The 13,210-nt window shown below is 42.6% G+C and carries 11 protein-coding genes; 5 read left to right on the forward strand and 6 right to left on the reverse strand.

Annotated elements, in window-relative coordinates; all coding sequences use genetic code 11:
* Positions 1-15 precede the first annotated feature (15 nt).
* Positions 16-933, forward strand: a complete 918-nt coding sequence (locus PUW25_RS13535; RefSeq protein WP_047911922.1) for an EamA family transporter — start codon at positions 16-18, stop codon at positions 931-933.
* Between the two features lie 14 nt (positions 934-947).
* On the opposite strand, the gene PUW25_RS13540 is transcribed toward PUW25_RS13535, so the two are convergent.
* The gene (locus PUW25_RS13540) at positions 948-1,877 is read right to left on the reverse strand and encodes a VanW family protein (protein WP_370510351.1); all 930 of its coding nucleotides are present in this window, start codon (positions 1,875-1,877) and stop codon (positions 948-950) included.
* A 194-nt stretch (positions 1,878-2,071) separates the two neighbouring features.
* On the opposite strand from PUW25_RS13540, the gene PUW25_RS13545 reads away from it, so the two are divergent.
* Positions 2,072-2,809, forward strand: coding sequence for a class I SAM-dependent methyltransferase (locus tag PUW25_RS13545; protein WP_047911923.1), 738 nt, complete (start codon positions 2,072-2,074; stop codon positions 2,807-2,809).
* A gap of 535 nt (positions 2,810-3,344) precedes the next feature.
* Positions 3,345-4,340, forward strand: a complete 996-nt coding sequence (locus PUW25_RS13550) for a tyrosine-protein phosphatase (protein ID WP_047911924.1) — start codon at positions 3,345-3,347, stop codon at positions 4,338-4,340.
* Positions 4,341-4,424: 84 nt separating this feature from the next.
* Here PUW25_RS13550 and ppsA read toward each other — a convergent pair whose 3' ends face one another.
* A complete protein-coding gene (gene ppsA, locus PUW25_RS13555) occupies positions 4,425-7,043 on the reverse strand; it encodes a phosphoenolpyruvate synthase (RefSeq protein WP_047911925.1) in 2,619 nt (872 codons plus the stop codon).
* A gap of 304 nt (positions 7,044-7,347) precedes the next feature.
* Positions 7,348-8,088 carry an SDR family NAD(P)-dependent oxidoreductase gene (locus PUW25_RS13560; RefSeq protein WP_047911926.1) on the reverse strand — a complete coding sequence of 247 codons (741 nt, stop codon included), beginning with the start codon at positions 8,086-8,088 and terminating at the stop codon, positions 7,348-7,350.
* A gap of 166 nt (positions 8,089-8,254) precedes the next feature.
* Here PUW25_RS13560 and PUW25_RS13565 point away from each other — a divergent pair, with 166 nt between their 5' ends.
* Positions 8,255-9,772: a PucR family transcriptional regulator gene (locus PUW25_RS13565; RefSeq protein WP_047911927.1), complete on the forward strand. Its 1,518-nt coding sequence runs from the start codon at positions 8,255-8,257 to the stop codon at positions 9,770-9,772.
* 116 nt (positions 9,773-9,888) lie between these two features.
* Positions 9,889-10,650 carry an SDR family NAD(P)-dependent oxidoreductase gene (locus PUW25_RS13570; protein ID WP_047911928.1) on the forward strand — a complete coding sequence of 254 codons (762 nt, stop codon included), beginning with the start codon at positions 9,889-9,891 and terminating at the stop codon, positions 10,648-10,650.
* Positions 10,651-10,741: 91 nt separating this feature from the next.
* On the opposite strand, the gene PUW25_RS13575 is transcribed toward PUW25_RS13570, so the two are convergent.
* From PUW25_RS13575 to PUW25_RS13585, 3 genes are read right to left on the reverse strand one after another with little or no spacing between them, the layout of a single operon-like run.
* Positions 10,742-11,311 (reverse strand): cysteine hydrolase family protein, encoded by a 570-nt coding sequence (locus PUW25_RS13575; protein ID WP_047911929.1) that lies wholly within the window; start codon positions 11,309-11,311, stop codon positions 10,742-10,744.
* Positions 11,312-11,340: 29 nt separating this feature from the next.
* Positions 11,341-12,522: a macrolide family glycosyltransferase gene (locus PUW25_RS13580; RefSeq protein WP_274337197.1), complete on the reverse strand. Its 1,182-nt coding sequence runs from the start codon at positions 12,520-12,522 to the stop codon at positions 11,341-11,343.
* Complete coding sequence (locus PUW25_RS13585) at positions 12,519-12,959, reverse strand: helix-turn-helix transcriptional regulator (protein WP_205053060.1); 441 nt, start codon at positions 12,957-12,959, stop codon at positions 12,519-12,521. Before PUW25_RS13585 ends, PUW25_RS13580 begins: the two co-directional genes overlap by 4 nt.
* Positions 12,960-13,210 lie beyond the last annotated feature (251 nt).

The raw sequence follows: 13,210 nt of genomic DNA on the forward strand, positions 1-13,210 counted from the left end.
ACTGGAGTGTTGGCTATGAATAGAAAAAGAGGTTTAATTCTGATTATTCTGGGTGCTATATTCTGGGGAATTGGCGGAACGGTAGCGAAGAAGCTCTTTCAATACGGTATAGATATGGGTTCGCTCGTAACCGTTCGCTTGCTGATTGCGGGGATACTTCTTCTTACCATCCATTGTTGTAAAAAGGGCAGCCGAAATATATTTGAGATCTGGACAGATAAAAAGCGATCGATCCAGCTCATCATATTTGGACTCGTTGGTATGCTCGGCGTTCAGTATACGTATATGGCTTCGATCGAACGGGGGAACGCTGCTGTAGCCACATTGCTGCAGTATCTGGCACCTGTCATGATTATGATGTACTTGCTAATCCGGGGAAGATCTGCACCTACCAAGAAAGATATGTTGACTGCAGCGCTGTCTTTAATTGGATGTTTTTTCTTGCTGACAAATGGTTCATTAATCCAGTTATCCGTACCGCATGATGCGGTTGTATGGGGAGTGTTATCCGGAGCTGCGCTTGCCTTCTATACCCTTTATGCTGTCCAATTACTCAAGAATTACGATTCGTTAGTTATCGTCGGCTGGGCAATGTTAATCGGTGGAGCCGCAATCAGCTTGATTCATCCGCCTTGGCATTTAATGTTCACAAGCTTGCCGATTGAAGCCTATTTATATTTATGTTTCGTTATCATATTTGGAACTATGCTGGCCTTCTGGTTCTATATTGAGAGCTTAAACAGCTTGTCTCCAAAGGAGTCCAGTCTTATGGGCAGCCTTGAGCCAGTCGCGGCCGTGCTGACGACCGTATTCTGGTTAAAGGATTCCTTCGGAGGGTTTCAATGGATGGGAACGCTCTGCATCATGATCATGGTGATCTACCTAACACTTAATAAAGACGCTGCTTCAAATCACGCGAACTCACAGAACTAATCGAATTAATACCGCTATTCACCGTTTACGGATGTCTCCCGTCGGTCGATGATCTCTTCAGGCAGCTGCTTGGACATACCGGGTACGTGGCGTGGCTGATACTCGATGAATTCCGATGAATACACAGCCACTGCAATTTGTCCTCCGTTGCTGTAAGCCCGAATAAGGATTGGCTCATTATAGGCGTTCTGAAACGCGAAATCCGGCCCTCCCCAACTGACGGTTGCATCCCTTCCAGCCAGAACATAAGGTACGTTCCGGCTATGGGAGTACCGCTTCACGATTTGCAGCCCCGCTCTGTCAATGGCATTGAACAACGTGGAGGATACTTGACATATCCCTCCTCCCACACCTTCCGACAGTTCCCCCCGGACAATGACGCCCGCTTTTTTGTACCCCTTATCTATAGTTCTCATGCCCACAACCTCGTTAAAAGAGAACATCTCTCCAGGAAACACAACAGCACTGTCAATTGCCTTGGCTGCCAATGCGATGTTATGCGAGCGATTTTTATTATTGGAATTAAAATAAGTGACATAATACCCGATTGGCTTCGTTCGAATGGATGTGAGTATCTCGGCATCTACTTTGGGATGTAAAGTATAGGTTGGAAGCTCAACCGTTGCCGGTCCCTTTCCATAGTAATAGTTGTAGAAGAGAGCCAGCATTTTACGTCGATCCAAGCGATATCCGTTGTGACCCTCTTCAATATGACCATCCATCGCAATTCGTGCGTTTTCAGGCTTCTTTATTGTCTTTCGATCCAATTGATCCACCCACTGTTCATAGGTATCCGTGTTAATGAGCGGAAACACGCCAAGATTATACTCGGTCCGATCCAGTGTACTCAGTGAATTACCATCTTGGGTTACAGTCAATAGATCCCCTGGATTCGCTTGCATCGTGAGCAGTCCAAACAGGACCATGGCGGATAACCATTTCAAATGCGTTTGCCTCCTTTCCGATCGATTCCATAACAGTCCTTCTGGTATTATGATAAGCTTTTGAAAAATTCATGCATTACAGCTGAAATCGATGTTCTATCCTTAATCATTTTTATTCATTAGTGTGGAAGTTTTCTGGTATGATTGAACCTGGAATTGGTACTGAATTTTAAGATGGTCAAGGAGGGTCTTGCATGAATGCTTCGATACATAAAACAAACAGCTACTATTGGAATACTATAGGAAATGACTTCTTAAGAGCCATCGTGCTTCCTTACTATGGAGCATTTATTTCAGAAGAAAAACATCAGCTCTTTGGCGATGTAACTGAAAAAAAGCTGCTGGAGATCGGCTGTGGAAACGGTCAATCCCTACAGTATCACGGAGAGCACAACGCATCTGAGCTATGGGGCATTGATCTATCTGAGAAGCAAATTGAGAAGGCAGCGCAGCACCTGAAGTCATGCGGCGTGTCTGCCAAATTGATCTGTTCACCCATGGAAGAGGAATGCGGCATACCAGCGGATTATTTTGACTTTGTCTATTCGATCTATGCTATAGGCTGGACCACGGACCTCGAGGGAACTTTTAAACGAATCGCCTCTTATGTCAAAAAGGATGGCGCTTTTATTTTCAGCTGGTCCCATCCTATACACAAATGTGTAACTGCTGAAAATAACATGTTTGTATTTAATAAGAGCTATTTTGATGAAGCTTGGTATCCAGTTCCTCTAAATGAAGGCGCACTAACCTTAGCGGATCGCAAATTATCAACCTATGTGAATGCGCTATCCAATGCGGGCTTTGTTATTGAACAAATGATTGAGGAAACGGATGAGGAGCTGATGTATTCGCGGGAAGATAACAGTGAGCTTGCGGACAGAGCAAAGATGTTTCCAATAACGTTTGTGATCAAAGCAAGAAAGCTATAGTATCCAAGCAGGGGATTATCTCCTGCTTTCTTTTATAACATTAGTTAGAAATACTTAGAACATAAATCGGCTGTAAACAAGTCTAAATTGGAGTTGCCTGATACTTTAGTAATTTCATTGAATGCTGCTTGTGTCTTCTCAACATTTCTGCTGAGCGGAACTCAATGTGATTTTAAATACGGCAGACAGTACTGTGATTTTCGTGAGGGTAGTCTTGTGTTACAGCTCTCGCTCAAATCATGACAAGTGAACGCAGCCTTCCAGCTTCAATTTATTAAGACACAGTTAGGTGTAAAGCCCCATGGATTTTAGAAAACAACATTTGGTAGTACAAATCGTACAGTAGTGAGCGATGACGATGGTTTGTCCAAAAGACAAAGGGCTTATCTCATAATGAGATAAGCCCTTTGCTATATGTGAAGCTTCAAGTCATAATAAATTTACAAATGTACTGCATATAATTCACATACGTTTTACACTCATCTTGTATCCTACTTGTATTCAACAAACGAATGCTATTAATAGGAGGACTATCATGCTAACACCTAGGCCACTTGTCAAACGAGGACCACTTATGAAGACGAGGTATAGTGATAAGAACAAGATAACCCTTACATGGAGTAAGGATGAACAATTTGGCGTGGATGCGATCTATCATTCTTCGAAGCCAGAATTTGAAGAGAGCGGTAGTACGCTAATTAAAGAAGCACAAGTCGAGGTTACTGAGGCCACTTTTTCAAGGAATCACTTTCCATTGAGATGCTATTATCATGTAAAATTTAATGACGGTTCCGTATCTTCAGCCTTTGATCGTATGATTTATACAGATGGAGTGCTCAATTTTCGAGATATGGGTGGATACGAAACTGTGGATGGCCGCACTACACGCTGGGGTATGTTACTACGATCCGCAGATTTGACGGAATTAAGCGAAGCGGATATGCAGATCGTGGATGAACTGGACATCAGCTGGATTTGTGATCTGCGCAGTGACTTTGAAGTGTTGAAACGTCCAAGTCCTATAATTGGTAAAGCAATCAACACGAATATACCATTTATGTCACACGCTAACCCGGAGGAAATGCTCAAGGTCAGTCATGATATGAAGGCGGTTTATAAAGCAATGATATTAAATACGGATAAGTGTTCCCTCATACTAAAGGAGCTGTTAAGAGAAGACAGGAATACATCCTTGTTACACTGTGCTGCCGGTAGAGATCGGACTGGGGTTGTATGTGGTCTTATTCTCCTCACCTTAGGCGTACCTCGAGATGTAGTCATCCAAGATTATAACCTTACGGATTTGGCGTTAGAGGATATCATGCAGCGTGTCATCGCAAACTTTGAAGATTCTGAACAGATAGAACAACTTCAAAAAATCTCAAAGACAGATCTTATAAAGACTAACCTATTGCAAGCTGCGTTTGAAGCCGTTGATCAAAATTATGGAACATTCGAGAATTATCTTTCTGAGGGACTTGGAATTAGTGAGGAAGATAGACTCCTATTGAAAAACAAATATTTGGTCTAAAAAAAAGATTCCGACGGATAGATCTAATTGTCGGAATCTTTTTTACTATCACGCTTTTCCTAACAATCATTCACAGGAATCCTATTAGAGCAATTCGATATGCCCCTCTGTTCCATTAACACGAATCCGCTGGCCATCCTTAATCAATTTAACGGCATCATCTACACCGACGACGGCTGGTATACCGTATTCCCTTGCAATTACGGCTCCGTGAGTCATCAATCCGCCAACCTCAGTGACAAGTCCTTTAATAGCTACAAACAAGGGTGTCCAGCTGGGATCAGTGAAAGAGGTTACTAATATATCTCCATCCTCCAGATTCGCATCTTCTATATTTAGAATGACACGCGCACGTCCTTCAATAATTCCGGTTGATACAGCCAACCCCGCAATCGCTCCAGGAGGAAGATTCTCACGGTGGTATCTGCCTGCTATCTTCTCTCCATCAGATGTCATTACGCGTGGCGGCGTCAGCTTCTCGTATCGACGATACTCTTCTTTTCGTTTCATAATCAGCTGGTAGTCCAGGGTAAGGGCACGCACAGCCTCGTGAAATTCATCAAAAGTCAAATAATAAATATCTTCTTGATCCTGAATGATGCCTTTCTGTACGAGCTGCTCTGCTTCTTCCAACAGCGCCTGCTTGTATATGAAGTAGCGATTGATCATGCCGTATTTAGGATACTCCCGGAATCCGCTGAAATTCCGAATGAGGTCGATTCGTTGCTTGGTCTCTTTCGCTTTTTGCTCACCATCCGGCAGCCGTTTTAGACGCTCCAGTAGATCTTGTTCTTTGCTGAGTGCCTCCTGTCGTCCTTGCTCAAATTTAAGTTCGCTTGCGCCCTGCTCGAAATTTCTAATATTCCCTAGGATTATAGGAACGAGCGTCATCGGATTCTCACTCCAACGCGTTCGCGTTATATCAATCTCTCCGACACAGCGCATGCCGTATTTGTCCAGGTAAGCATAGATGGCATCCTGCACTTTCTGTCCGCCGTCAAAAGTACCGAGATCCTCTAGAAAGCGATTATCTTCTGCTTTTTGTAAAAAGTCAACGATATCCGGATAAGGACGTATGGTATCCGCAACATCAAGCAGAGCAAGACCCATTTCCGAAGTAATATTATATGGTACCGATTGGGATAAGGTATCCGCTGCATTGATCTCACCAAGCCAGTTGTACATCTGTTCATTGATCCAGGCTGAAGCCTTCATCGTTTCATTAATTATTTGTGAACTTTGTGGATCGAACAAGATCTTCTTTAGTTGCTTCATATCCTCCAGAATAAAATCAAATACATCGCTTCCTGATTTCGCTTTTATCGTATGCTTCAGCTCTGCGATGGAATTCTGAGTCTTATGGATCAACTCTGATACGATGGACTTATCGAATTCAACCCAAGCCTCTGCTTCAATAGACGACGCGCTGTCACTGCCTGCATTTCTACTCGCCTCTATATTCTCTGGATCTAATGCGGGAAGAAAATCTCCACGCTCTATAAGGGTTATAAGCGCATCCTTGACGAGAAGATCGGAATGTCCCAGCGTGTTGATCATGTGATTTCTCCCAGCAGCTGTCGCCAGCACTGGCGTAATATCAACGAACAATCTTCCGCCCGCTGTGCGCATAGGTGCAGGTGTCGTTAATAGATAGAATGACAAACCCAGCGGCTTGATGGGATCTGTCATCATTTGCTGATGGCCAACAGATACATACACATGATTCTCCTGATCACTTACATGTGGAATTGGATATAACGTCGTGATTGGTCTACTCTGCACAATAAAAAATGTATCATTGGCCAAACACCATTCAATATCCTGTGGAGCACTATAATGAGCTTCAATCTGTCTACCGAGGCGAGCAAGCTCCATGATTTGCTGGTCCGTCAGCGTCTGTGTGTTTTGCTGTTCGGGATGGATCCTCTGTGTCTCCGTACCGCCTTCTGGTCGTCCATATACCGCCAATTTCTTTGTTGCTATCTTCTTATCAACGATTTCTCCGTCGCACACTTTATAGCCATCTGCAGATACGATTCCAGATACGAGTGCCTCCCCTAGTCCATAGCTGGCATCAATGGTGAGGAGCTTTCGGTTCGAAGTTACGGGATCTGCAGTGAATAATATCCCTGAGGCTTCTGGGAATACCATCCTTTGAACGATAACGGATATTTTAATCTGCTTGTGATCAAATCCATTCTGCATACGGTACATCACCGCACGGTCTGTGAATAGAGATGCCCAGCAATTGCTGATATGCTGTAGTATCGCTTCAGTGCCAATAACATTTAAGTATGTGTCTTGCTGACCGGCAAAAGAAGCATGCGGCAAATCCTCAGCAGTCGAACTCGAACGCACGGCATAGGCATGTTCTTCACCCAGCTTGGAGAGATAGTGAGCTGCAGCTTCCTTAACATCGGAAGGAATTCCCGCAGCCCTGATCGTATGCCGGATCTCCTCACAAATTGCACCAATCTGCTCGCGATCCTCTACAGATAACATGGCAAGTCGATTGAGCAGCTTCTGATACACTTTGTTATGTGCGATAGCTGCTTCATATCCTCTAGTTGTGATACAAAATCCATCTGGCACTTCAATTCCTTGAATTTTGGACAGCTCTCCTAGATTTAATCCTTTTCCACCAACAAGCCATAACTGTGTTCTATCCATTTCTTGAAAACCGAGAACCAAAGGATAATCCATCCATATCTCCCCTTACTACTAGATTGAGAAAAAAACATTTGACACACCATATGCCGGCATGATATTCTTATTATATAAGATGAGTTAATTATGCCTACATATTACAACTGACAAGAAATCTGTTTTATTATATCAGCGTTTTTGTTCATATACAAGACAAAAGAACCCGGTATTGGCTACCGAGGTTCTTTATTTGTTTATTCAGCTGTCACATAAGTGCTCTTGCCAAAAAGTTCATTTGAAATAATGTCTGAGTTTCGACTGTCATTATATATCACATAATATCCATCAATAGACTTATATATTATGATGCAGTAGTTCCCCCATCAATGACCAGCTCCGCCCCTGTTACAAAAGCAGCTTCATCGGATGCTAGGTATAGTACACCGTTCGCGATATCTTGCGGTGCTCCGAAGCGAGGCAGAGGAATGCTTTCCTCGAATTTACGCTTCAGCTCTTCAACATAAAGTATCCCATCAGTCATAGGAGTAATAATAATGCCAGGATATATAGAATTCACTCGAATGTTATCCTTGGCAAAATCTACAGCTGCCGCTCTGGATATGGCACGAATGCCTCCTTTAGAAGCGGCATAACCATTAAATCCACCTCCGACAAGTCCGGCAAGAGAAGCGATATTCACAATAGCCCCTCCTTTTCCCTTTCTCATCAAATCAATGACATGCTTCATGCCAAGATAGCTTCCAGTTAAATTAATATCCAGTAATCGGTTCCAGTCTTCCAAAGTATCTGTAAATTTGCTACTAATGCCAGCAGAGTTAACAAGCACATCAATGGTTCCGTAAGTGTCGACTGATTTCTGTATAACGGTATGCCATTCTGCTTCTTCGGAGACATTATGTTCTATAGCAACAGCTTCACCTTGAAATGCTTCGATTTCTGTCACTGCATTCTTTAAATGATCCGTTCGAATATCAGTTAGAATAACATTGGCTCCCTCTTTCGCCAGAAGGATTGCCGTTGCTTTTCCAATCCCGCTCCCAGCTCCGGTAATTAGAGCCACCTTTCCTTTCATACGATCCATCGCTTGATTCCCTTCTCTCATTTACTGGAATTTATCACTTTAGATTATATCGATGATTGATTTTATAAATAACCTCCAAAAGTATAGTAAATAATAGTTACAACCCTACAAAATTGTAGGTAATCATGTTAAATTATATTTAAACAAATTCAGAAAAGAGCTTATTATGCGAATCACATTTGAAATGCTAGTTTATCAGTTGTCCAAAAAGTGGAACATCCATTATGAGGCTGCCGAACATAGCCTGGAAGGACTTCATCCACCGCTTTTGTACGAATCATCGTTAGCTGTTCAAAAAAATCATATTTATGTTATGTCAGATAATAGGAATTCCTCGTATGCAGGGTGCTGCCTTGTTTATTGCGGAATTCCCATTGCGGATCTTGATTTGAATAAAGACAGCGGAATAATCGTTGTAGATCCCGAGGTTCCTGTGGCTGCAGTACTTAATCAAATTCAGTCGATTTTTGCCCTTTATCAGGATTGGGAGAATCGTATGCAGCAGGTTGTATATCATCACCAAACACTACAAGAGCTGCTGGATATAAGCTCTGTAGTGCTGGATAATTTGTTGTGTGTCACGGATGAGAATAATCACGAATTGGCTGCTTCATATCAAGGACAGCGCGTTGAGAGCAGCAGTCTCGGCACCTACAGCAAAGAGACAAATTTTCATACACTCATGCATGCGGTTGAAACAGTGGACAATAATCATTACAAGCTGGATCTCAAAAAAATACAAGAAACAAAGGAATCCTTCCAGGTTTATTTCAGCTACATCAATGATGGTCCTATTAATCTAGGAACATTGAGCGTGCATCCTTATGAGCATATCATTCTGATACATGATTTGCAGCTACTGGATATCTTATCTTTCTACGTGAAGGCATTATTGCTTCGTCCTTCGCAAGTAAGCGGAAGTTTTTTTACAAATCTGCTCGAGGCCTTAATCACGGGTGTGACTGTCTCAGAAGCTGATCTGTTCAAGCTAAAGAACGCACTACATTTCAGAGCTAATGATCAGTTCAAGTGTATTGTCATACAGTTCACGGAAGATGTCACAACCAAATACGGACACTACCTTAAGCATCGATTCCAGGTGGAAAACCCCTCATCCATAGCTCAACTGTATGATGATCATTTGGTTGGATTAATCAATGAAACCAGAATGGGCTGGGATAACCACAAGTTTCACCAATCCATCTCTGCCTGGCTGGGAAAAATTGAATTTGTCGCAGGCGCAAGTGATAGCTTTACCGACTTGTCACAGCTAAATATATACTACCAGGAAGCCTTATCGATTCTAGAATATGCGGATGTAAAGGATTCTGAAGTGAGAGTCTTCTCTGACTGCTGGAATCGTTATGTGCTAAGCAAATGCACAGGAAGGCTGCCTGCGAGCAAACTATTCCCTGCCGGCTTCGTAAAGGTAATCCAATATAACGAAACTTCAGCTGTAGATTATTTAGAAACACTGCGCATATGGCTTGAAGAAGGCAGGAACGATTCACGTACAGCAGCCAGGCTGTACATCTCACGGAATACGTTTCTTAGCCGAAGGGATAAATTGATATCCTTGCTGGAAAGTGATCTGACCTCACCAGACGAGCGGTTCCAGCTAGAGTTATGTATTCGTTTATATGATATGAATCAACATGATACGATCAATCCAAGTATTCGTTAACCTATAAAAATATAGGGCTGTTAATACAAATAACTACGCTTTCAGAGATTATAGAATATGGCCAAGCTCTGTACAATTAAAGTTGTATTCTTAATCTTAGAAAGGTGGACTGCCACATGGGTATGCTTAAAGGTAGAACAGCAATTGTTGTCGGAGCGAGCTCCGGCGTGGGTTACGGCTGTGCCTTGCGTTATGCAGAAGAGGGAGCAAATGTACTGGCTTGCTCTAATGAAGAAGAAGGATTGCTCCAGCTTGCCGAAGAAGCAGCAGGCTTGGAAGGCAAAATAGTAACACTGGTTGCTGATGTATCCAAGGAAGAAGATCTGAATAATATTGTAGAAAAAACCATTTCCGAATTTGGAAGGATTGAAATTCTAGCTTGTATTGCACAGGGCGGGCTCAGCCATCCGACCGATTTGATACATGCAACTTCAGAATATGCCCTGGAGAGCTACACCACAGGTCCTCTATATACCATGCTTCTGATGCAGAAATGCTTCCCATATATGAAAGAACAGCAATATGGACGAATCATTACCACATCATCAGGTGGAGCCGTATCTGGCACTCCAGGATTCGCAAGTTACGCAATGGCGAAGGGAGCGATCATGTCTTTAACCCGAGTGGCAGCTAAAGAGTGGGCACAATACGGAATTACGACCAACTGCTTCTTCCCTGTTATCAAAGCACGCGGCTTTGATATGACTCCACAAGGAAAAGCTGCGATGGAAGAACTTACTAGAATTATACCTGTACGTTATGTTGGTGAAGCCTACAGAGATTGCAGTCCTATTCTTGCATTTATGGCAAGTGAACAAGCTCATTATATGAACGGCCAGATGATAGGTATTGACGGTGGACTTACTCTGCTGGCATAAGTGTCATGTAATATTAGAAATTGGCGGAGCAGTATTTGACATATAAGCTGCTCCGCTATTTTTATTATTCATTCATCCATAAAAAGTTACCTTACCTTATCGTATTCACCCAATCTTTTACAGTGAGTACTTCTGCTTGATGAGGGAACACCTTTTCCATCAGAACACGATGTACTTCTTCATCTGCATCGATACATGCGTCAGAGAGCACCTTCAACGTGTAATCTTTATCTGCGGCTTCTCGTAAAGTGGATAGTACAACTCCACTAGTGGCTATACCGGTCAGAATGAGTGTGTCGATCTGATTGGACCGAAGAATGATGTCTAGATCACTCCCTGCAAAAGCACTCACTCGAAGCTTGGTCACAACAGGCTCCTTTGGAAGAGGGGTTACCGCTTCATGGATGTCCATTGCTTCACTCACAGTTACAGCTCCTGCACGGGCTCTGATTGCCCCGAACATTTTATTCCTTGGACTGATCTCGGGGTAACCCGAACGAAACGAAACTTTGGCATAGATCACCATGATGTCACTTCTGCGTGCCGCTTCTACAGCCTGCTGGAATGGATACAGCAATTCATTATTGCTAACGTAGCGTGACACAATGTTGTTTTGCATATCCATAACAAGAAGTGCGCTTTTGCTCTGTGAAACCGACATGATTGTCATACTCCCTTCCCTACAAAATATCAATAAGCTGACTGGGCCTGCTCCAGAATAACATTCGCCGCTTCAACCGCTCCTCCTGCATTCCGTAAGGATTTTGATAGCTTCTTCGCGTTTTCCTCATATTTCAAATTTGTCAGCACCTCGGTTACTGATGCCGCCAGATCTGCTCGCTTCTTCCCTTTCAGCAATACGCCCGCTCCCAGTTCAGCTACCCGATTGGCAACCATTTTTTGTTCGCTGTGTTGTGGAAATAACACCATGGGAACACCGAAATACAAGCTTTCACTCACACTGTTCATACCGCTATGTGTAATGAACGCATCTGCAGTTTGCAATACAGAGATCTGATCGACCGTGTTCCTTACAACGAAATTATTAGGAATTATACCGAGTGATTTAATCTCTGTCTTCTCACCCACGGACATTACAACCGTATAATTGGATTGTGCAAATGCGTTGATGCAATTATTATAGAACTCACGATTTTTATTAAGAACGGTGCCGAGGGAAATATAGATTACTTGTCTATCCTTTATATTGTTCTCCTGTGGTGACAACGTTCTAATGGAAGGACCAACAAAGGCATACCGTTCAGAAAAGGTATTCGCCATCGGTTGAAATTCCTTCGACGTGTATACAATTGTGTTAGTATCATTATCGTTTTGAACAATGGATATAAAACTTCTCACATCATAGCCGTGATCCCTAAGCATCTTCATTTTTTTATTGATTCGGGGCATACCTAAGACCATCCTCAATAGTTCCCAGAAGCTCCGCTTCATCAGCCTGGCTGTATGTTGATTAAACGCAAAAGTAGTTGTCGAGCATATATAGGGAATGTTTAATTTTTTGGCAAAGAGCTTCCCCCAAAAACTTAAAGAATCCGATACTATACAATCGGGCTGATACTCCTGTAATTCCTTGCATACCTTCGCATCTAAAGCTATGGTCGTATCGGCAACCATTTCAATCAATGCTGCAAAATCTTTACCGGCCTTGCGATCCAGTTCTTCGGGTGACAGCTTGGGCAAATATTCATCACAGGCTATAAATGAAGCACCAGCGGCTTGAATCTTCTCTTGAAATTCGAGAAACGAATAGTACCATACCTCGTGTCCTCGATTGACTAATTCTCTAACAACGGGAAGAGTCGGGTTGGTATGACCATGAGCGGGTATCGAGAAAAAGATAATTTTACTCATTCTATTCCCTCCTCCATGATTTCGGATGTCCTAATCATATCTGCAAATTGCAGGAAACCGTCACTTTTCAAAACAGCAATACCTCTCGTTGCGTCTTCTCCCAACACCACCAGCTTATCACCTGCATGAATTTGATACATTTCTCGTGCCTGCTTGGGAATCACAATCTGTCCTCGTTCTCCTACTTTTACCACACCAAAAAAATGCTTCCCCCTAGGAGCAACCTGGTCCACCTCTTCTTCGCTCATACTGCGAGAGAGCTGATCCAGTGTGACTTGAAAAATCTCAGAAAGCAATTTGCCTTTATATATATCGGGCACGGCTTCTCCATTCTCCCATTTTGCTACCGTCTGTCGTGACACATTTACCTTCTCTGCCAATTGTTCCTGGCTTAATTTAAGCTTTTTGCGAAAAGTACGAATATTCATATCAATCATATCTTTCATCTCCTTACAAATTACATCTTAATAGAAGATCTAAGGTGATATCTATCAACGATCTTTAACATTTGCTTGTTAAGAATTGTAGCATTTCCTTTATATTTCTCATTTATTATTCTACCAACCGACCCCACAAGGCTTCGATGATTGAAACTGGTATATTGTAGTACTGGATTGAACGGATATGCAAATATCGCAAACAGTATCATTTAAGCAAGCATTAACAAACAAATAAGCTTCTAATACCT

It is taken from the genome of Paenibacillus urinalis (assembly GCF_028747985.1).
In the GTDB taxonomy this organism is placed as follows: domain Bacteria; phylum Bacillota; class Bacilli; order Paenibacillales; family Paenibacillaceae; genus Paenibacillus; species Paenibacillus urinalis.